The organism is Ruegeria arenilitoris (assembly GCF_013031355.1).
In the GTDB taxonomy this organism is placed as follows: domain Bacteria; phylum Pseudomonadota; class Alphaproteobacteria; order Rhodobacterales; family Rhodobacteraceae; genus Ruegeria; species Ruegeria arenilitoris_C.
Map to the genome: position 1 here is coordinate 321589 of NZ_WPZO01000001.1, position 20606 is coordinate 342194.

22 protein-coding genes and 1 pseudogene are annotated in these 20606 nt (G+C 58.0%); 10 read left to right on the plus strand and 13 right to left on the minus strand.

Annotation, left to right across the window (positions count from 1 at the left end; all coding sequences use genetic code 11):
- Positions 1-22: 22 nt before the first annotated feature.
- The 3 genes from GOX63_RS01540 to GOX63_RS01550 all read left to right on the plus strand — a co-directional run bounded on the left by GOX63_RS01540 (position 23) and on the right by GOX63_RS01550 (position 2406).
- A complete protein-coding gene (locus GOX63_RS01540; RefSeq protein WP_170544617.1) occupies positions 23-865 on the plus strand; it encodes a glycosyltransferase family 25 protein in 843 nt (280 codons plus the stop codon).
- Positions 866-982: 117 nt separating this feature from the next.
- On the plus strand, positions 983-1351 hold the full coding sequence (locus tag GOX63_RS01545; protein WP_170324730.1) for a group I truncated hemoglobin: 369 nt from the start codon (positions 983-985) through the stop codon (positions 1349-1351).
- Positions 1348-2406, plus strand: coding sequence for an adenylate/guanylate cyclase domain-containing protein (locus GOX63_RS01550; protein ID WP_170324731.1), 1059 nt, complete (start codon positions 1348-1350; stop codon positions 2404-2406). The genes GOX63_RS01545 and GOX63_RS01550 overlap by 4 nt, the downstream gene beginning before the upstream one ends.
- 3 nt (positions 2407-2409) lie before the next feature.
- Here GOX63_RS01550 and GOX63_RS01555 read toward each other — a convergent pair whose 3' ends face one another.
- From GOX63_RS01555 to guaA, 9 genes are all read right to left on the minus strand, one after another.
- Positions 2410-3024: a TetR/AcrR family transcriptional regulator gene (locus GOX63_RS01555; protein ID WP_170324732.1), complete on the minus strand. Its 615-nt coding sequence runs from the start codon at positions 3022-3024 to the stop codon at positions 2410-2412.
- A gap of 79 nt (positions 3025-3103) precedes the next feature.
- A complete protein-coding gene (gene ppk2 / locus GOX63_RS01560) occupies positions 3104-3973 on the minus strand; it encodes a polyphosphate kinase 2 (protein ID WP_170544620.1) in 870 nt (289 codons plus the stop codon).
- Positions 3974-4022: 49 nt separating this feature from the next.
- Positions 4023-4940, minus strand: coding sequence for an alpha/beta fold hydrolase (locus GOX63_RS01565; RefSeq protein ID WP_170545033.1), 918 nt, complete (start codon positions 4938-4940; stop codon positions 4023-4025).
- Between the two features lie 37 nt (positions 4941-4977).
- The gene (gene metA, locus GOX63_RS01570; protein WP_170544623.1) at positions 4978-5916 is read right to left on the minus strand and encodes a homoserine O-acetyltransferase MetA; all 939 of its coding nucleotides are present in this window, start codon (positions 5914-5916) and stop codon (positions 4978-4980) included.
- 39 nt (positions 5917-5955) lie between these two features.
- Positions 5956-6828, minus strand: coding sequence for an ATPase (locus GOX63_RS01575; RefSeq protein WP_170544626.1), 873 nt, complete (start codon positions 6826-6828; stop codon positions 5956-5958).
- 50 nt (positions 6829-6878) lie between these two features.
- Positions 6879-7775 (minus strand): DMT family transporter, encoded by an 897-nt coding sequence (locus tag GOX63_RS01580; protein ID WP_170324736.1) that lies wholly within the window; start codon positions 7773-7775, stop codon positions 6879-6881.
- 100 nt (positions 7776-7875) lie between these two features.
- Complete coding sequence (locus GOX63_RS01585) at positions 7876-9051, minus strand: OmpP1/FadL family transporter (protein ID WP_170324737.1); 1176 nt, start codon at positions 9049-9051, stop codon at positions 7876-7878.
- Between the two features lie 125 nt (positions 9052-9176).
- On the minus strand, positions 9177-10079 hold the full coding sequence (locus tag GOX63_RS01590) for a DMT family transporter (RefSeq protein WP_170324738.1): 903 nt from the start codon (positions 10077-10079) through the stop codon (positions 9177-9179).
- 74 nt (positions 10080-10153) lie between these two features.
- The gene (gene guaA, locus GOX63_RS01595) at positions 10154-11713 is read right to left on the minus strand and encodes a glutamine-hydrolyzing GMP synthase (protein ID WP_170324739.1); all 1560 of its coding nucleotides are present in this window, start codon (positions 11711-11713) and stop codon (positions 10154-10156) included.
- Positions 11714-11794: 81 nt separating this feature from the next.
- On the opposite strand from guaA, the gene GOX63_RS01600 reads away from it, so the two are divergent.
- Positions 11795-12232 carry a GNAT family N-acetyltransferase gene (locus tag GOX63_RS01600; RefSeq protein ID WP_170324740.1) on the plus strand — a complete coding sequence of 146 codons (438 nt, stop codon included), beginning with the start codon at positions 11795-11797 and terminating at the stop codon, positions 12230-12232.
- An 8-nt stretch (positions 12233-12240) separates the two neighbouring features.
- On the opposite strand, the gene GOX63_RS01605 is transcribed toward GOX63_RS01600, so the two are convergent.
- Entirely contained in the window at positions 12241-12942 is a 702-nt protein-coding gene (locus tag GOX63_RS01605; protein ID WP_170324741.1) for a DUF2270 domain-containing protein, read from the minus strand.
- A gap of 155 nt (positions 12943-13097) precedes the next feature.
- On the opposite strand from GOX63_RS01605, the gene GOX63_RS01610 reads away from it, so the two are divergent.
- Complete coding sequence (locus GOX63_RS01610; protein WP_170324742.1) at positions 13098-14642, plus strand: trimethylamine methyltransferase family protein; 1545 nt, start codon at positions 13098-13100, stop codon at positions 14640-14642.
- Here the strand turns inward: GOX63_RS01610 and GOX63_RS01615 are convergent, their stop codons facing one another.
- Complete coding sequence (locus GOX63_RS01615; RefSeq protein WP_302477109.1) at positions 14643-14930, minus strand: DUF6477 family protein; 288 nt, start codon at positions 14928-14930, stop codon at positions 14643-14645.
- A 237-nt stretch (positions 14931-15167) separates the two neighbouring features.
- Here GOX63_RS01615 and GOX63_RS01620 point away from each other — a divergent pair.
- Positions 15168-15533, plus strand: a pseudogene (locus tag GOX63_RS01620) (DUF6456 domain-containing protein); the annotation flags it as partial.
- Positions 15534-15631: 98 nt separating this feature from the next.
- Positions 15632-16555 carry a hydrogen peroxide-inducible genes activator gene (locus GOX63_RS01625; protein ID WP_170324744.1) on the plus strand — a complete coding sequence of 308 codons (924 nt, stop codon included), beginning with the start codon at positions 15632-15634 and terminating at the stop codon, positions 16553-16555.
- 52 nt (positions 16556-16607) lie between these two features.
- Here the strand turns inward: GOX63_RS01625 and GOX63_RS01630 are convergent, their stop codons facing one another.
- Entirely contained in the window at positions 16608-17156 is a 549-nt protein-coding gene (locus GOX63_RS01630; protein ID WP_170324745.1) for a peroxiredoxin, read from the minus strand.
- Positions 17157-17420: 264 nt separating this feature from the next.
- On the opposite strand from GOX63_RS01630, the gene lipA reads away from it, so the two are divergent.
- Positions 17421-18371 carry a lipoyl synthase gene (gene lipA, locus GOX63_RS01635; RefSeq protein ID WP_170324746.1) on the plus strand — a complete coding sequence of 317 codons (951 nt, stop codon included), beginning with the start codon at positions 17421-17423 and terminating at the stop codon, positions 18369-18371.
- The gene (locus GOX63_RS01640) at positions 18368-19525 is read left to right on the plus strand and encodes an amidohydrolase (RefSeq protein WP_170324747.1); all 1158 of its coding nucleotides are present in this window, start codon (positions 18368-18370) and stop codon (positions 19523-19525) included. Before lipA ends, GOX63_RS01640 begins: the two co-directional genes overlap by 4 nt.
- Here GOX63_RS01640 and hpt read toward each other — a convergent pair.
- Positions 19512-20054 (minus strand): hypoxanthine phosphoribosyltransferase, encoded by a 543-nt coding sequence (gene hpt, locus GOX63_RS01645; protein ID WP_170324748.1) that lies wholly within the window; start codon positions 20052-20054, stop codon positions 19512-19514. The genes GOX63_RS01640 and hpt overlap by 14 nt on opposite strands.
- Before the next feature lie 72 nt (positions 20055-20126).
- On the opposite strand from hpt, the gene GOX63_RS01650 reads away from it, so the two are divergent.
- Positions 20127-20573: a type II toxin-antitoxin system RatA family toxin gene (locus tag GOX63_RS01650; protein ID WP_170324749.1), complete on the plus strand. Its 447-nt coding sequence runs from the start codon at positions 20127-20129 to the stop codon at positions 20571-20573.
- Positions 20574-20606 lie beyond the last annotated feature (33 nt).

Below are 20606 nucleotides of genomic sequence, written 5' to 3' on the forward strand. Positions count from 1 at the left end.
ATACTGCTGGAAAGGAAATGCCGTGGGACAATACGAACTGCCATCGGGAACGGGTGTCTGCTTTATCAACCTCGACCGGGTGCCAGAGCGAGCCAGCTTCATGGAAGCACAGTTCGCCCACACTAGGTTGGTGGGCGCCCAACGGTTCAGCGCGGTGGACGGGCAAGAGCCAGGAGCGCTTGACGGCAACGGCTATACCCCCGGAACCGGTAGCCGCTGGGGGCTGAAGCAAAGCGAAATCGCCTGTTTCGAAAGCCACCGCGCCGTGTGGCAGGCCGCTGTGGATCAGGGCCTGAAGGCGGTGGCTGTTTTTGAAGATGACGTTGAAATGTCCGCCCAGGCCGGCGCAGTAATCACGGCGCTGTTGGATGGTGGAGACGGGTTTGACCTCATCAAGCTGGACTATTCGCCGCGGTCCATGCGGTTTGGTCCGTTGCAGGACATCGCGGAGGTCCCGGTCAGACCGATGCTGGAAATGGCCCCCAGCGCAGCCGCCTATATCGTGACGCAGGCAGCTTGCCGAAAATTGTTGTCCTGGTCCGAGCGGTATTCGGACCACCTTGACGATTTTATCTCAATCCCGCGTCCGAACTGGCGCATGTACCAGTGTTTTCCGGCAGTTGGGGTGCAGATGATCTGGTCCAAGCAACAGTACCAGACCGCCGAATCCGTCAAGGTCAGCGAGCGATCGCAGGATCAGAAAACCAACAGCGGTCTGGACAAAGGGCCATTGTGGTTCCGCGTCCGGCGTGAACTGAAGGCGACGGGGCGCAAACTCTATTGGCGTGCGGGTGCTCAGCGCCGTTTGTTGGCAGATGGTGGGTTTGTCGGGTTCATACCGTGTGCTGACGATCTGAGTGTTTGACCGCAAATCAGGCTCGGATTCCCCTGATACCAGCCACGCAACGCATAAGCGTTAACAAAACTGTCGATTTGATATAACCTTGCAGTGTTGTTTGTGGTTAACGTTTGGGTGTTTGGTGTGGGGCAGACAATCTATGAAAGATACGGCGGGTTCAAAACCATCAGCCGGATTGTGATGACATTCTACGAAATGGCCTTGGAATCCGATCAGATCGGCGGTCATTTCGAAGACATTGATATGCCTCGCCTGATCGACCACCAAACCAAATTCGTGTCTTCCTTGGTGGGTGGGCCCGCATCCTTCAGTGACGAACGGATCGAAGCGGTTCACCGGCATCTCAATATCTCACATGCGGATTTCGACGAGATGGCCGAGCTTTTTGGCGAGGCACTGGCCATGCACGGGATGGAGGAAAGTCATATCAAAATTGCCCTGAATGCCATTGAATCCAAACGCGCAATCATTGTGGCGCGTGACGCCGCATGAGCATTCTGGCCATCAACGAACAGTTGCTTCGTGCGATTGGTGTCGGTGTCGCGGTCGTGCGCGCCTCGGATTTGACGTTTGTGTTTCACAATGGGCCGTTCTCGGAGTGGTTCGGGGTGCCAGAGGAAGGGCAGACGCTGCTGGATATCCTCCCATCGCTAGATCGGCGTGAATTGGAAGACGTAAAGCAATCGGGCCTGCGGTATTCGGTCGAGTTGCAGATCAAGCCGAAGCGCAGAACGTTGATTTTCGCAACGACTGTTTCGTTGGCAAATGGTCTGTCCGAACAGGTTCTTGTCGTTGAATGCCAGAACATCACCCGCATTCGCGAACTTGAAAGTATGATCGACAGTTACTCGACCATGGTCGAGCGCAACACGCGTGAACTGGAGCGGGAAAAAGAGCGGGTGGAACGGCTGCTGCTGAACCTGATGCCGCGCGCGGTCTACGAAGAGTTCAAGACGTTCGGAGTGGTCACGCCTCAGCTATATGATCAGGTGTCAGTGGTTATGCTGGATTTCGTGGGCTTCACCGATTTCGCGGCCAAGACCGATCCGACCGTGACGCTGAGCGAATTGAACGACATTTTCACTGCCTTCGACCGTATCGTCGAACAGTTCGGGTGTGAGCGGATCAAGACCATCGGTGACGCCTACCTTGCCGTGTCAGGGATGCCGGATGCTACGCCGGATCATGCGACCGCCGTGGCGCATTGCGCGGTGCGGTTCTTGCGGTATCTCGAGCGGCGCAATGAAAGCCACCCGCACAAATGGCAGGCCCGGATCGGTTTGGGCATGGGGGCTGCGGTGGGCTCGGTCGTGGGGATACAGAAATATGTGTATGACGTGTTCGGTCCGGCGGTGAACATTGCGTCTCGTCTGCAAGTCTTTGCAAATCCGATGAATATCGTTGCGCCTGAAGAGATGAAATACGCCCTGATCGACGAGTTTCAGGTCTCGGACATTGGGCGCGTCGACATCAAGGGTATGGGCGAGATGGACCTGATCAACGTGACCTCAGGCCTCAGCGCGCCGCAGCCGTTGTCGCGGTTCTGACCCTTAATCGTCCTGCGGAACCAGCCCAAGACCGCGCAGATAGATGCCGATCCCGGATTCCAGCAAATCCTCGGGCGGGAAGGGCGAGCTTGCGCCGGTATTGCGGGCGAACAGTTCGACAACGCCGTGGCTCATGGCCCAGATATGGGCGCTGAACATCGACGCGGGCGGGCGTTTTTCGGGCGGGATGTGTTGCGACAGATCCGAGGCCGCTTTCTCCAGTACCGCTTTCGCGCGGTTCGCCGCCAGCGCCAGTTCGGGCGTACGGTTGATGGAAATGCCGCTTTCAAACATGGCGATGTAGTGGCCCGGATGCTTGCGGGCAAAGGCCAGATAGGCACGGCCCGTTGCCTCGAACGCGGCCAAGGCTGAGGGTTGGCCTTTGTCATAGGCGTATTGCATCAGGTCCGCGAACATCTCAAATCCCTGACGTGCCGCCTCGGCAATCAGGTCTTCGCGTCCATGGAAATGCCGATAAACCGCAGCCGGAGTGACCCCCGCGGTTTTGGCAGCCTCGGATAAGGTAAAGCCGGTCGGGCCTTTTTCTTCAATCAGAGACAGGGCAGCCTCGATCAAAGCCTGTTTCAGGTTCCCGTGGTGATACCCGCGTTTCGTCATCCCCGTTTCAGGTGCCTTTGTTGTTTATGCCGTCGGAACACATGACATAATCCCCGTTGTGGCCTTCGTCCACTCTTGGTCATGCGTCCCAGATTTCCGGTCCGCCGCAGATTTTGGGATCATTCGGCCCGATGGCGTCCTCGTCCTTTTCGTCAAAGTCCAGCGCGTGCAAGACCGTCCGAATGGCCGCCAGCCGCGCGCGTTTCTTGTCGTCGGACCGGACAATGGTCCACGGACAATGCTCGGAATGGCTGCGGGTCAGGGTTTCCGAGATCGACTGGCTGTACTCGTCCCATTTGTTCAGGCCTGCAACGTCGATCGGGCTGAGTTTCCACTGCTTCAGAGGGTCCGTTTCGCGGGACAGGAAACGGTTCAACTGCTCTGCACGGCCGACATTCAGCCAGAACTTGAACAGAGTGATCCCGTCATTCACCAGCCCGGTTTCCAGCGGCAGAACTTGCCGGAAGAACCGTTCACGCTGTTCTGCGGTACAGAAACCAAACACGTTTTCTACAACTCCGCGGTTGTACCAGCTGCGGTCAAAAAACACGATTTCACCGGCCGACGGCAGATGCTGGATGTAGCGCTGGAAGTACCACTGGCTTTGCTCGGTATCCGAAGGTTTGCTGAGCGCCACGTTGCGCGCGCCGCGTGGGTTGAGGTTTTCGCGGAACCGCTTGATCGTACCGCCTTTGCCAGCGGCGTCGCGGCCCTCGAAAATGATGGCAATACGCTGATCGGTTTCCTTGACCCAGGACTGCATCTTGACCAGTTCAATCTGCAGCCTTTCCATCTCTTTTTCATACTCCTTACGCTTCATGCGTTCGTCGTAAGGGTAGGTCGGGTTCAGAATGTCGTCCTTTTCGGACTTTTCGATGGCCGAACGCACCTCTTTCGGGGCGTCCTTTTTGAAGTACTTTTCGATGGAACCTTTTTCGGAACGGGCCATGTGTTACCTCGCCATAAAATCCATATCCTACTATGGATTAGCCGAGGGCTTAACGCAAACCCGCACGTTGCGCGGCGCGGTCGATGGCGGCCGCAACTTCGGGCGCCGCCACGACCTGCGGCATGTGCCCTATGCCCGGCAGCTCGATCAGTTCAGCACCGGGGATTTCATCGATCAGACGTTGGGAATGCCATTCAAGGCCAACAGTGTCATCGGCAGTACCGTGAACGATCTCGGTCGGGACGTCGATCTCACCATACCGGGGTTGCAGGGCCGTCACTTCTTCCAAAAGATTGGCGCGTTGCTTTGAGTTGGCGTGCATCGAAGCGCGGCGCATGGTCAGACCGGGGCCGAAGTGATTGGCATACCCCTCTGGGGCTGTCTGGGGCGCGAACACCCCGTCCAGCGCTTTTTCGACGTACCAATCTGGCGCAAAGGCGGTGATAAACGGCAGGGTTACGGCGCTGCCGACAGAGGTGGACGCCAGTTGGTTGAAACCGTCCAGAGGCGTCTCCCACGGGATCGCGGCAGGTGCGATCAGGACCAGTGCCGAAATGTTGTCGGGCCGCGTTACGGCCCAGGCGAGCGACACCGATCCGCCATAGCTCTGGCCTGCGACGATAGGTTTGTCGGCCCCCAATTGGGCGGCGGCCATTTGCAGAATTTCTGCCTGTTCTTCAATGGATTCCCCGTCCGAGTTGAAGCTGGCGCTGTAGCCCAGTCCGGGGCGGTCGAACACGATGACGCGATAGCTTTCGGCCAATATCGGGGCCAGCGCAAAGGTCATGTCGCGTGTATTGCCGCTGGAGCCGTGAAGCAGCACCACATCCGGACCTTCGCCCATCACCACGGCATGGACAGGCACGCCATTGACCTCGACAATCTGACCTTCGGGGGGAAAGGCGGTCTCGGCGCGGGCCTCGTTTTTGGCTGCGCGCCAGATCGCGACGACCCATAGCATGACCATCAGGGTCAGAACTATGATGCCGACGCGCAGCACTGGGTCAGGCCCTCAGATCGGTCTGATCGACACCAATCCGGCTGATGTCATAGGGGGTGGTGCCGTAAATCTCGCTGATCCAGTTGCCGTAAAGCAAATGCGCATGGCTGCGCCATCTGTTCTGTGGCGTCTGGGCCGGATCGTCATCCGGATAGTAGTTCATCGGCACGTTGATCGGCGTGCCATTGGCGACGTCGCGGTCATATTCCTGTTTCAGGGTGTCGCTGTCGTACTCGAAATGGTTGAAGATATAGAGAGCGCGGTGCGCCCGATCCTCGACCAGACAGGGGCCGACATCGTGACTGCCCAGCAAGGTCACCAAACCATCCGCCGTATCGATCTCATTCTGCTTCATCTCGGTCCAGCGGCTGACCGGGATCACGCAATCATCCGAGAAACCGCGCAGGAATGGCGAGGCCGGGTTGAGGTTCGAATGACGGAAACAGCCGAACGCCTTGGCGTCCAGCATATGTTTCTTCACTCCATGGAAATGGTTAATCATCGCCATCCCGCCCCAGCAGACACCAAAGGTCGAATGCACGTTTGTCTGCGTCCACTCGAACACTTCGCGCATCTCGTTCCAATAGGTGACGTCGGCAAAATCTAGGTGCTCGATCGGCGCGCCGGTGATGATAAGACCATCGAATTTCTCGTCCTTGACCTCCTGAAAGGGGCGGTAAAATTCGGCCATATGCTCGGCGGCAGTGTTCTTGGTGCGATGCTCGGTCATGCGGATCAAAGATAGGTCGATCTGCAGCGGAGTCGCCCCGATCAGGCGCGCGAACTGGTTCTCTGTCTGAATCTTCTTGGGCATCAGGTTCAGCAACCCGATCCGCAAAGGGCGAATGTCCTGACGCATCGCCTGATCCTCGGCCATGACCGAGACGCCCTCTTTCGTGAGGACGTCAAATGCAGGAAGGTCGGCGGGAATCTTGATAGGCATCAGGTGCAAGCCTTTGGAGTTTCAGTGTAGAAGCGGTAATTAAGCGTGGTTCGCGCGGGTCTCAAGGGTGCGTTCGATCAACTCATCGAAATCAGCGGCGTCGCGCACCTTGTGCATGTCGTCGGCGGTAACCGCGACACCCCAGTTTTCGGCCATCGACTGATAGCGCGGCTGACGATGCGCCAGCGCTTGCGCATAGGTCCAGCGGATAAAAGCATCGGGGTCCACATCCTCGGCCCGGCAGTCGTGCTGGGTCAGGTAGTCGTCCCAGACGCGGGTCAGAAACTCGGGCTGATAGGACATCGGCTTGGGCGCCTTGTCAAAACGGCGGATCAGCTCGGCGGTGTGATCCTCATCGCCTTGTATCCAGATCATAAGGGTCTGGCGGGACAGTTCTGAAAGAACATGGTCGGCCGGGTCGTTCGGGTCTACCCATTCACAGATTGATCCGCCCGTGTCGCAGATGAAATGCGGATATTGATACAGGCGATGTGCACGGTCGATGAAGTATTCGGTATCCAGCAGGGCGTGGATTTCTGCCAGACGAAACTGTTCTTGACGGCGTCGGTATTCAGTCAGCTCCATCCCGCCCAAGTCAGGATTGCCGGGTTTGCCCAGATAGGCGGCCACAGGGGTCAGGTTCTCGAATGTGATATTCGAGCCGATATAAATCGAATCCGACAGCAGAAGATCGCGCAAGAACGGAACCTTCATCGCCTCGGCCTTGGCGTTGTCGGTGATGTACTCGCCCATGTACCGCGTGCCGATGCGGTAATCGATCGAGTAGTGGAACCAGTCGCCGGAATCGCGCAAGACGTTGGACACATAGGTCTTGCCCAGCCCCGACATGCCGAAGAACAGCACCTTTTTCCGCGCCGCGTCGCGCCAGTCTTTTGCCGAGCCGTAGATCATTGTCCGCTGTCCCTTTTTTCCGACCTAGCTAAAACGGGCAGCGGGCGGCGTCAATTGCGGGAGCTTGCACGATTGAGGATCAAAAGCCCCACGGCAAGGACGGCAAAGCCCAGAAAAGCCTGTGGGGGCAGGGCCTCATCCCGCAAAACCGCGCCCAGAACGATCGCGACCGGAGGGATGACCAGCGTGACCAGCAACAGATTTCCTGCACCGGCCATTGCCAGAACCCGATAGTACAACAGGTAGGCTCCGGCCGTGGCAATCAAAGCGTAATAGCCAATCGCTGCCCATGTGATCAGGGGCAGGTCCAGACTTGGCACGCCGTCGACCACCAGCGTGATCGGTAGGATCAGCAATGTCGATCCGGTCAGCATTCCTGCCGCGGCGACGACAGGAGGCAGGTCAGACAAGGTGACGCGCGCCCATGCACCGGCCAGCGCATAAGATACCGTGCCTGCAATGATGGCCAGTTGGGCCATGCTCTGCAGGTTGAAACTGGCAAAGTTTCGTATCCCGATAGCAATTGTGACTCCCAGAAATCCAAGGCCGACGCCAATCGCACGCCCTCGGCTGAGGCGCTCGTCCTTGAAAAACAACGCCGCGACGATCACGCCAAAAATGGCCGTCATCGCATTCAGGATCGAGGTCAGGCCGGTTTCGATATAAAGCTGCCCCCAGGCCATCAGGGAAAACGGAATTGCGTTATTCAGCAGCCCCATGACCAGAAACGCCAGCCAAACGCGCGGGCTGTGCGGAACAGCCAGCCGCCGAACCCGGACCACAAGCCAAAGCACCAGCATGGCCCAGAAAACGCGATGAAATACTGAGGTCATTACCGGAATTGTGTCCAGCGCGATACGGATTGATAGGAACGACGCGCCCCAGATCAGGCCCAGCAAAAGAAGCTCGGCCCATGCTTTCGGTGAGAGGTGTTTTTGTGCTGCCATGCCACCTTTTCGCATCCCCTGCGCACCCGTTCGACCCGAATCCTGCGCAAAGAAAAACCCCGCCGAAGTGGCGGGGTTCAAGTGTCTTTGATGCGTTGGATCAGCCCAGCGAGTAGGTGATCTGGAAACCGACGCTCCACGCGCTGTTGCCGCTGAAGTCGGCCGTCTGGCCAAATCCACCATCCGCTGTCGCATCGCCAATGTCGGTGTAGCGAACGCCGCCGGAGATTTGTGCGTTTTCCAGCGAATAGGTGCCGCCCAGACCGATGCTCCAGAAGCCGTCCGTGGGCCCGAGGTTGGACACCGGTTCGCCTTCGTCAGATTCGTAGCCCAGCGTTACAGCGCCGGCGAACTGATCGGTGAACTGGTAGCCAAGACCAAGCGAGTAGGTGAATGTCGCGTCGTCGTAGTCAACCAGCGGTCTGCCGACGATGCCAATGTACGCTGGAGGAGAATAGTCCAGCTGCGGCCAGTCCACCCAGCGGATCGAACCGAACAGCAGGGTCTTGGGTGCAACACCGGTCTGGAAGTCCAGGTTGATGGACTGCGGCGTTTCGATTTCGCTGGACGTGTCAACCGACGCAACGGTTCCCGGCGGGATCGGTGGGATCGGGAGTGGGTTGAACGACTCGTTCTGCGACAGGTCATGTGAGATTTTCGAGTTGTACGTAAGTGCCACTCGTGCCGCGATTTCTGGTTTTTCCCATGCTACGCCGACGACATAACCAAAGGCGATGTCCTTGTCCGTAGACACATCGTAACCCGCAGCAGCAGGGACCGTGACCGAGGCTTTGACGCGTTGCGCCCGTACGCCGCCGATTGCACTGAACCCGTTGTCGAACTTATAGCGCAGCAGGGCGGTAATCGCTTCGGTGTCTGCTTTGGCTCTCAGAGTTTCGCCGGTGCGGCCGAACGGAACGGGGTTGATGGACAGCGGATAGTCATCCGCATATTCGATATCGGCCCCGAACGGTTCGTCATACATGATCGCGAAATCAAGTTGATCCGTGAGTGCGGTTTTGTAGCCCAGATGCGGGGTGAAGAAATCATTCGCCACGCTGCCCGAATCTACAACTTGTCCGTTAGTCGGGCTGCCGGGGTTTGCATCAAGCAAGGTGCCGCTAACGCTTGGGTTGGTATATCCAAGCCGGAACTGAGCGACCGATCCTTCTTCGAAGATCAGGTTGATGCCTTGGCCACTGCGATCCAGGCCGCCTGCATAGGCCGCCGTCGCCCCAACGCTGAGTGCGCACGCCTGTAGTAGCGCTTTTTTCATCATGTCCTCCCTTAAGGTCTCCTGTAGGTCAGGCCTGGGTTATTGAGTGGTTACGATCGACCTGACTTATGGTGCTCGATACTTTCTTAAGGCTTACTAAACCGTCAACTGGTGACGGTGCGTTATTACTGGTGATTGTGGGGGGAATCTGTTGCCAAACTGTTACGATTTTCGGCCTGAACGTTCATAAAGATGCCCGAAAAGATTACGGCCGCCCCCAGCAAGGTCCAGTGGTCCAGTGGCTCGTGGTACAGAATCATGCCGACTACTGCGATGGTTGGCAGGCGGGCAAAATCGAATGGAACGACTATGGTTGCCGGGGCAATTGCCAGCGCATTGGTGATGCAGTAATGCGCCAACAGACCTGCCAGCCCCACCAGTAAAAGGAATGGCATCGTAGTCAGAGTGGGCAGGGTAATTTGCCCATCGGCTCCCGCCGCGATCAGTCCCAGAAACGCTTGCATGACGGTCAGCCAGAACATGATGCAGCCAATGCTGGCAAACCGCGTCAGGGTCTTGGTCGATATGGTTGTCAGGGCAAAGAACACCGCCGACAGGGCGGCTGCCAAAACACCCGCGCTGAGCGGTACGGCTCCGGGGCGGGCGACGATCAGGATGCCGACAAAGCCGATCAGGGCCGAAAGCACGCGAACCGGCGTTAGCCGTTCTTTCAACAGCAGCGGTGACAGCAGGATGACCCAAATGGGCTGTGTGAACTCCAACGCAAAAACCTGCGCCAGAGGGATGGCCGTGACCGCATAGAACCACAAGTTTTGACCGGCGAAGTGCGTCAGGTTCCGGACGCCGTGCAGACCCAGCTTGAAGGTCGAGATCTGATGCCACTTTCCGGTCAGCGACAGGATCAGCGCGACGACGCAGATGCCGACAAGGCTGCGGTAGAACATAATCTCAAAAGTGTCATGGGTGACGCTCAGCTCTCGGCCTGCAATGGCCATAGACGAGAACGAGGCGATAGCCCCGGTCATCCAAAGCGCGGCCTTGCCGATCTGCGGTTTGCTACTGTCCATTCACCTGCCTGGGGGAATCGCTGGTTTCTGGTTGAACTTAAACAAAAAAGCCGGGACAGTGCCCGGCTTTTTGGTCATTCCCACTCGATTGTTCCCGGAGGTTTCGAGGTGATATCATAGGTGCATCGGTTGATGCCCTTCACCTCATTGATGATCCGCGTGGCGGTTTCGCCAAGGAATTCGTGGGTGAACGGGTAATAGTCGGCAGTCATGCCATCGACCGAAGTGACCGCCCGCATGGCGCAGGCATAGTCATAGGTCCGTCCGTCGCCCATTACGCCCACGGTGCGGACGGGCAGAATGGCTACAAAGGCCTGCCAAATCTCGTCATACAGCCCGTGCTTGCGAATCTGGTCGATATAGACCGCATCCGCCTCGCGCAGGATGTCCAGTTTCTCGCGGGTGATCTCACCGGGACAGCGGATTGCCAAGCCCGGTCCGGGGAAGGGGTGGCGGCCAATAAAGCTCTGCGGCAGGCCGAGTTCGCGGCCCAGCGCGCGGACCTCGTCCTTGAACAGTTCGCGCAGGGGCTCGACCAACTTCAGGCCCATCTTTTCCGGCAGGCCACCGACGTTGTGGTGCGATTTGATGGTGACCGACGGACCGCCCGAGAACGAGACCGATTCGATCACGTCAGGATACAGCGTACCTTGCGCGAGGAACTCGGCGCCTTCGATGGTATCAGCATGTTTCTGGAACACGTCGATGAACAGCTTGCCGATGATCTTGCGCTTGGTCTCGGGGTCGGACTGGCCGTCCAGCTCGCCCAGAAACAGATTGCTTTCGTCCGCGTGGATCAGTTGGATGTTGTAGTTGTCGCGGAACATGCCGACGACTTCTTCGGCTTCGTTCTTGCGCAGCAGACCATGGTCGACGAACACACAGGTCAGCTGGTCGCCAATCGCCTCGTGGATCAGGATCGCCGCGACCGAACTGTCGACGCCGCCGGACAGGCCGCAGATGACTTTCTTGTCGCCGACCTGTTCACGAATCTTGCGGATCATCTCGTCGCGATAGGCGCCCATGGTCCAGTCGCCATCGAACCCGGCCAGTTTCACGAAGTTCTCATACAGCTTCGCGCCCTTGGGGGTGTGGTGCACTTCGGGATGGAACTGAACGGCATAGAAGTGGCGGTTGGTGTCGGCAGTGATCGCAAAAGGCGCGTTAGGCGAGGTGCCAAAGACCTCAAACCGCGGGGCAATTTCACTGACGTGGTCGCCGTGGCTCATCCAGACTTGTTCGTCACCATCGGTGAACCAGCCGTCCAGAATGTCCAGCTGACTTTTCGGCGTGACAAAAGCACGTCCAAACTCGGCGGTGCCGTGGCCGCTTTCGACCTTCCCGCCTAGCTGGTGCATCATCACCTGCTGGCCATAGCAAATGCCAAGGATCGGCACGCCATAGTCGAAAATCTCTTGCGGGGCGCGGGGCGAACCCTCGCGCGTCACGCTGTCCGGCCCGCCCGAGAAGATCACGGCCTTGGGCGCCATTTCGCGCACAAAGTCCATCGTGACATTCTGGTAGGGGTGGATTTCACAATAGACATTCAACTCGCGCAGGCGGCGTGCGATCAGCTGCGTCACCTGGCTGCCGAAGTCGATGATCAGAAGGCGGTCATGGGATGTCTGGCTCATGACTGGCTCTTAGGTCGCGCGGCGTCTATGTGCAAGCGTTATGAAGGCGTTTCAGGCCAGATACGCAAGGAGATCAGATCAATGACTACCATTCGGTTCATGAATGCGACACAAGAAGACGCCGAGGCGATCACAGAATGTATCGCAGCTGCCTATTCCAAAGCGCGCGAAACCATTGCTGATCTACCGGATGTGACGGCGGGTATTGAACAGGATATCTCAGATCATCGGGTGGTTTTGGCTGTTGCAGGAACCGGGTTGGCCGGGGTGATCATTTTTGCCCAGCAAGATGGCGAGATGAAGGTTTTCAATCTGGCCGTTTCGCCAAACGCGCAAGGGCAGGGGGTTGCCGGAAAACTGCTGGCACGGGCCGAGGCCGAAGCGCGTGAGGTCGGATGTACGCGTATGGTTTTGCGTACCCACCGCCTTATGACGGATACACGCGCGATCTATGCTCATCTGGGTTGGCTTGAAACAGAAGTCAGCGGCAATTCTGTTGCACTGGAAAAAGCACTCTGAACCTGTCTCTAACCCATTGATTCCGACTTTTCACTGCCACGGCGAGAGGCGCGGTTGCCATCTGCCCGATAGCTCCAGATTGCGATGACGGACCAGCACAGAATGTAGAATATGCCGGTGATTATGAGGACCTCACCGGGGATGGGGCCGACATCGGCCCGGTCGATGGCCTGAGGGAAACTCTCAACCGGGGTTGGGTGGACCGAGATCTTGACGCAGAAGGCCAGGCTCTGGATCAGCAGAATCCACAGGTAATTCCTGCGAATCCGGCGCCCGATCGCGATCATGAGGCTGACGTGGTAGCGCGGATGCAGGTAATCCTGCGCCAGAACCTTTTGCCAGTTCTCCTCCATGTGAAGGTCGCCATCATAAAGCAGCGGTGCGTAGAAATGTGTCTCGAGCCATCTGGCTCGGGCGCGCCATACATTGAAATACCTGTAGCGCCGCGCCTCAAGCATCAGGAACAGGATGATCAGAACGCCTACAAGTACCAGCGGCAGCGGTGAAGCCTCGGGCGAGGAAAAGGAAATCGACAGCGCAACACCCAGCGTGACAACCGCCCAGTTGGTCGTTGTATCCAGCCGCGTGCGCCAGATGGTGCTTCGGTAAACCTCGCCTCTGTATAGGTGCGCTACGGCCCCAATTTCGGCCGCATCAAGTGACTTGCGCTCTACTTCGGCGGAGGGTGGTTTTTGCGATTCCGGATCCATGCTCTTATCATGAGCATCACGGAATAGGGGTCAAAAAGAAAATCGAACTGGCGAACATGTCGCTTTTACCCCGATTGCGCCGTTATCCACGTTCGGTGTGATTTTCGGTTCCGGTAACACAATTTGCAACGTGAACAGACTAACGGGATTATCTCATGTCAGAGGCAAACACCCGACGCAGAGCCAGAGGCGGTGGCGGAGCCGCCCGCCGGGCCGAGCGCACCGCGGTTCGTATCGAAACGGCAAAGTACATCGAACGGAATATTCCGAATTTCGAGGTTCTCAACGAAGAAGCGTTGGAGATCATCGAAACCAACGCGGAAACCATTCTGGCCGAGGTTGGCGTCAATTTTGTTGACAACCCGGGCGCATTGCAGCGTTGGAAAGACGCCGGCGCCGATGTCGACGGTGAGCGCGTCCGTATCCCGCGCGGTCTGGCGCGTGAACTGATCAAGACGGCGCCCAGCCAGTTTACCCAGCACGCCCGCAACCCCGAGAAATCGGTGGTCATCGGCGGTCGCAACCTGGTTCTGGCCCCGGTCTACGGTCCTCCGTTCGTGCGGGACATCCATGGCGGACGTCGTTATGCGACCATGGACGATTTCAATAAGTTCGTGAAACTGGCCTATATGTCCAAGTGGCTGCACCACTCGGGCGGGACAGTGTGTGAGCCGACTGACGTTCCGGTGAACAAGCGCCACCTGGACATGCTGATGGCGCACATGACCCTGTCGGACAAGCCGTTCATGGGTTCGGTCACCGATCCCAGCCGCGCGCAGGATTCGGTCGAGATGTGCGAAATCCTGTTCGGCAAAGAATTCGTGCAGGAAAACACGGTCATGACCTCGCTGACCAACATCAACTCGCCGATGACCTTCGACGACGTGATGATGGGCTCGCTCGAGGTTTATGCGAAGAACAACCAGGCTTGCATCATCTCGCCCTTTATTGTGGGCGGTGCGATGGCGCCGGTTTCGGTTGCCGGTACGCTGACGCAGGTTCTGGCCGAAGTTATGGCCGGCGTTGCCTACAGCCAGATCATTCGTCCGGGAGCCCCTGCGATTTTTGGTGCGTTCGTGTCCTCGATCGACATGAACTCGGGCGCGCCGACCTTTGGTACGCCCGAGGCGTCGCTGGTCACCTATGGCGCAGGTCAGCTGGCGCGGCGTCTGAACCTGCCGTTCCGCTCGGCCGGGTCGTTCTGTGGTTCCAAACTGCCCGACGCGCAGGCGGCTTATGAAACAGCGAACTCGCTGAACATGGGTCTGATGGCAGGTGTGAACTTCATGCTGCACTCGTGCGGCTGGCTGGAAGGCGGTCTGGTCGCCGACTTTGAAAAGTTCGTGATGGATGCCGACCAGCTTGGCGTTCTGCACGGTCTGGCCAAAGGCGTTGCGTATGACGAGAACGCACAGGCGATGGAAGCGATCCGCGAAGTTGGCCCCGGTGGTCACTATCTGGGTTGCGCCCATACGCAGGCGAACTTCAAAGAAGCGTTCTGGAAGTCCGAGGTTCTGGACTACAAACCCTTCGAGACCTGGGAAGACGAAGGCGAGCGTGACACGCGCACACTGGCCGCTTCGCGGGTCGAGCATCTGCTGGCCAATTACCAGCAGCCGCAACTCGACCCGGAAATCAACGCCGCGCTGAATGAATACGTGGCGGAAAAGAAAGCATCCATGCCGGACGCCTTCACCTGATCACCGATATTGCGAGGCGCGGCTGGCCTGATACAGCTGCGCCTCGCCCAACAATGCGATCAGCAGATCCAAATGACGCACCAGCGAATAGGCCGCGTCTTCCTCTATCCGCTGCGCGTTAACCTCTCGTTCCATTTCCATCAGTCGAACCAGTGCCGCACCGGTTCCTGGCAACGAACCGTATCCCAGAATACGTTGCAGATGCCGTTCCCGATCATAGTCCTGCGACCCGAATTTCGCGGCCCGAGCCAACAGGCAGGGGCGGCGTAGGGTGGTAATCATGGTCATAAGGTCCTGCACTTCAGAGGTTCCTTGTTCGAGTGAAGTTGCCCCTTTTGCCACACAATCTAAGCGGATGTTTCCTAGATTGGGCTCGCGCCGAACTCTGACTTCATGAGTTTTTATGTTTTTGAATCAAATCTGGTTCTTGTCCCCGCGGGTTAACGAACGAGTAACGAAAGCAACTCTAGTTAGAATTGGTTAACAAACTCATCGGGGGCGATTGAGCACAGATTGTTGTTTCGCCCCCTGATTGCTCTGGCGCGCAGACGGGATCGGGATGGCAAGCCGTTTCTGGATGAATCGCTGGTGGCTGCGGGTGAACGTCTGCGTGAGGATTTTGAATTGGCGCAAATCGGCCCTCATGTCGCGCAGAACTGGGACCATTTCCTGACCGCCGGAAGGCGTGGCAGTTTCAAAAGCGAGGCACATGGCGGGCGGGGCTCGTCCGATGCGCGGGATCGCGTGGAGCGCGCCTTGTCGGATCTCGGGCCGGGGTTGAGCGACGTGGCGCTGCGTTGCTGCTGTTACCTCGAAGGCTTGGAACTGGCAGAGAAACGCATGGGATGGTCGGCGCGGTCGGGAAAGATCGTACTGCGGATCGCGCTGTAACGTCTCAAGCGGCATTATGAATGCCAGTCAGAGCGCAATCGCATGATCGGGTGATATGTTTTGGTTGCGTTCGCGTGGTCAAGTGATAGTCACAGGTTATGAATTTTACCCTCAGACAGTTGCAATATTTCAGCGCCGTCGCCGAACAGCGTAATTTCGGACGGGCGGCGCAGACATGTCATGTGTCGCAGCCCGCCTTGTCGGTGCAGATCAAGGCACTGGAGGAAAGTCTGGGCGGCCCACTGTTTGAACGTCAGGCCCGCGACATCCTGCTGACTCCGTTGGGGCGCGATGTGCTGGATCATGCGCGTCAGGTTCTGGGGGCCGCCGACAGGCTGGATCAATTCGCAAGGGATCGATCGGGCGGGCACAGATCGCTAGCGATTGGAATCATTCCGACAATCGCGCCGTATTTGCTGCCCGGCGTTCTGGCCGGATTGCGTGCCTCGGACGTGTCACTGCGCGTCCAGGTACGTGAGGCCAGAACCGAACGCCTGCTGACCATGTTGCGCGCCGGGGAAATCGACGCCGGTGTCGTTGCCCTGCCGGTTGGGGGAAATGAGCTGTTCGAACTGCCCCTGTTTCAGGATCGGTTCCTACTGGCCGGCAGCACAGCGCGCCTGCAGGGCATGGCAACAAACCCCGAGGCCTTGCGGCCACTGGACCTGAAAACCGCGCAGTTGATGTTGCTGGATGATGGGCATTGCCTGACGGATCAGGCGCTTGAGGTCTGTGGGCAGGACCGCAGTAGCGGGCTGATCAACATGGGCGCGTCCTCACTGGCCACTCTGTCGCGCTTGGTGGCCGAAGGGTTTGGCCTGACCCTGATGCCAGAGCTCGCGGCGCAGTCGGAATCCGAGGCTGTGCCCGGTCTGAAGCTGATGCGTTTCAGCGCGCCTCAACCTGCGCGAACGGTTGGTCTGGTGCGGCGTGCATCAACCGGTCGTGAGGGCTGGTTTGATGGTCTGGCCGAAGTGATCCAACGGGTCGGCGAAGATATCGTGACGGCCACGCGCACTTGAAAACGAAAAGACCCGCCAATGGCGGGTCTTTTGCAATGGATCGTAGAATAGCTTAGGCCAGAGCCGGCTCTTTGGCTTCGTCTAGGTGTTTTTTCAGGTTTTCCGGCGAGGACACGCCATAGGGGTCTTCGGGGCAGTTATCCATCAGGCCGGGCTCTTCGAACCATGCCTCGACCACACCGTCGTTGACGATGGCGGCATAGCGCCACGAGCGCATACCAAAGCCCAGGTTGTCCTTGTCGACCAGCATACCCATCTTGCGGGTGAATTCGCCCGAACCATCAGGGATGACTTTGACGTTTTCCAGACCCTGATCCTGCGCCCACTTGTTCATGACAAAGCTGTCATTCACCGACATGCAGTAAATCTCGTCGACGCCTTTTTCCTTGAATTCGGCATAGCCGTTTTCAAAGCCGGGCAGTTGGTAGGTCGAACAGGTGGGAGTGAACGCACCGGGCAGCGAGAACAGGATCACCCGTTTGCCGGCAAAGTAATCTGCGGTGGTCTTGTCTTCCCAACGGAACGGGTTGGGGCCTTCGACGGCCTCGTCACGGACGCGGGTGTGAAAGGTTACGTCAGGCAGTTTAGTACCGGATTTCATGCTCAATTTCCTGTGATTCATCTGTGAACTGCCGAAGATTTAAAACAGTTCTAAATTGGCTTCAACGTCATAGTTGCGGCAATCGCGAAATCTGGCAGAGACCGCAAAACGCGCTGTTTGTAATGGAAAACTGTCAGGATTTACGCGATGTTTTTCTGCAATTGCATAGTGCGCTGTTATGGCAGCTATGCACGGGTGGCGTAGCTAACCACCGCAGTTTATATTATGTCGAAGCAAAGTGACCCAAAGTCAGGAAAGCCGACCGTGCGTGATCTGAAGATCCCCGAACAACGTCATCCCGAAAAGGCGCATCGCCAGGACAATGCGCAGCCGAAAAAGCCGAAATGGATTCGGGTGAAGGCCCCGGGTGGAAAAGGGTATGCCGATACCCACAAAATCATGCGCGAGAACAACCTCGTGACCGTCTGCGAAGAGGCCGGGTGCCCGAATGTTGGCGAGTGTTGGAGCCAGGGTCACGCCACCATGATGATCATGGGCGAGATTTGTACCCGTGGCTGCACATTCTGCAACATCGCGACCGGTCGCCCCGACGATCTGGATGCGTTTGAACCCGGTCGCGTGGCGCACGCGGTGCAAAAGCTGGGGCTGAACCACGTGGTCATCACTTCGGTGGACCGGGACGATCTGGAAGATGGCGGTGCAGAGCACTTCGCACAGACCATCCGTGCGGTACGTCACCGCTCGCCCAAGACGACCATCGAAATTCTGACGCCGGACTTCCTGAAATGTGATCCTTCTGTTCTGGAAGTTGTGGTCGAGGCGAAACCGGACGTATTCAACCACAACCTCGAAACCGTTCCGGGCCTATATCCCCAAGTGCGTCCCGGTGCGCGCTATTTTCACTCGCTGCGCCTGTTGCAGCGGGTCAAGGAGATGGACCCGTCGATCTTTACCAAATCGGGCATCATGGTCGGCTTGGGAGAGGACGAGCAGCAAGTTCGTCAGGTCATGGACGACATGCGCGCCGCCGATATCGATTTCCTGACCATCGGTCAGTATCTGCAGCCCACGCCGAAACACCACGGCGTTGATCGTTTTGTCACGCCCGAGGAATTCGCATCTTACGAGAAGGCGGCCTACGGCAAGGGCTTCCTGATGGTTTCCGCGACGCCTCTGACCCGGTCGTCCTATCACGCAGGAGATGATTTTGCCCGCCTGCGCGATGCGCGCCAGAAAAAGCTGGAACAAGGGTGACCCCCGACACACTCGCCCGGCTAACCCGGCTGCGCCACGAACTGCATCAATATCCGGAGATTTCCGGGCAGGAGGAACAAACCGCTGCCCGGATTGCCGACGAGTTGCGTGCCCGCGGTGCCGATCAGGTGTTGACGGGTATCGGCGGGCATGGTGTGGCGGGCGTTTTCGACAGCGAACAGGCTGGACCAACTGTTGCCGTTCGGTGCGAACTGGACGGGTTGCCGATTCAGGAAATCTCTGACGCGGACTATGCCTCGCGTGTTCCGGGTAAAGGGCATCTGTGCGGCCATGACGGTCATATGATGATGGTTCTGGGCGTGGCTGAGCAACTGGCCCAATCCCGCTTGAAAGCGGGCCGCGTGGTGCTGATCTTCCAACCTGCCGAGGAAAACGGGCAGGGCGCCATCGCCTTTCGGGCTGACCCAAAGTTTGTCGAAATCGCGCCTGATTATGTGTTTTCATTGCATAACCTTCCGGGCTTGGCGCAAGGGGACGTGTTGCTGTGCGAAGGGCCTGCCAATTGCGCATCTCGTGGGATGAAGATTGTTCTGACCGGTAAGACCTCGCACGCGGCAGCGCCGCAGGATGGAGTCTCTCCGGCCGCGGCGCTGGCGTCCCTGATGCCGCAACTGGCGGGGTTGGGACGGGGCGGTTCTCTGGACGTCGATTTTGCCCTGACCACGGTGACACACGCCAACTTGGGTGAGCCAACTTTCGGTATTGCCCCTGGTCGGGCCGAGCTATGGGTAACATTGCGCACGGTTGCTAACGCCCGGATGCAAGCCCTGATGAACGAAGCCGAGGCGCTGGTGGCGCAGGTCGCCTCAGATCAGGGGCTGGGGTATGAGATCAGCTATGAGGACGTGTTCGAGGCCTGCGTGAACGCGCCCGAAGCTGTCGATATTCTCAGCCAGTCTTGCACCGAAACGGGTGTGACCTGCGAACTGACACCCAGCCCGCAAAAATTCTCGGAAGATTTTGGGCAGTTCGGCAAAAGCGCCAAATCTGCCATGTTCTGGCTTGGATCTGGCATGGATCACCCGCAACTGCACAACCCGGACTACGATTTTCCGGACGCGCTGATCCCGATCGGAACCGGGATTTTCACGGCCGCGATTCAGCTGGTGTTGGGGCCGCTTAGTCCTCGGTAAAGCGCACTTTGCCGATGAAGGGCAGGTTTCGGTTGCGCTGCGCGTAGTCGATTCCATAGCCCACGACGAATTCATCAGGGATTTCGAAGCCGATCCAGTCGGACCGGAAATCAACCTCACGCCGGCTGGGCTTGTCCAGAAGTGCAATGGATTTCAGGCGGGCGGGCTTGCGGCTGCGCAGCAGCTTGGTCACGTGGTTCAGCGTGTGTCCGGTGTCGACGATATCCTCGACAACCAGAACATCGCGCCCTTCAATTGCGCCGCGCAAGTCTTTAAGAATGCGGACTTCTCGGCTGCTTTCCATCGAGTCGCCATAGGACGATGCCTCAAGAAAATCCACTTCGATCGGCAGGTCTAACTCTCGCACCAGATCGGCGATGAAGACGAAACTGCCGCGCAACAGGCCAACAACAACCAGCTTGTCGGTATTGCCAAATTCGGCGGTAATTTCACGGCATAGTTCCTCGATCCGGGCGGCGATGGCCTTGGCCGAGATCATCTCATCTATCACATATGCACGGTCGCTCATCGCTGCCCCCTTGATCTTTGGCGCGCAACATACGAAATCACGCGCCATTGTCACCTGTTAATACCGGACGCCATGCCTACTCATTCGGAAACCCGCCACTTGCCGTATACGGCGCAGCAGATGTACGACCTGATCGCGGACGTGGCGAAGTACCCCGAGTTTTTGCCCTGGTGCGCAGCTGCCCGTATCCGCCGGACTTATGCCGCTGGTGAGGCGCAGGTGATGGAGGCGGATCTGGTCATCTCGTTCAAGGTCTTCCGCGAACGGTTCGGCAGCCGGGTGACGCTGTTTCCCGATCAGATGAAGATCGATACCGAATATCTGGACGGCCCCTTCAAATACATGAAATCCGACTGGCAGTTCGCGGACGCACCCGAGGGTGGGTGCAATGTGTCCTTCCATGTGGATTTCGAATTCAAGAACGCGATCCTGCAAGGCATCATCGGGGTTGTCTTCAACGAGGCCATGCACCGGATCGTTCAGGCGTTTGAATCCCGCGCTGCGGATTTGTACAGCTAGGTCTTTACCCGCAACCGGCGCACGCTAGACTGC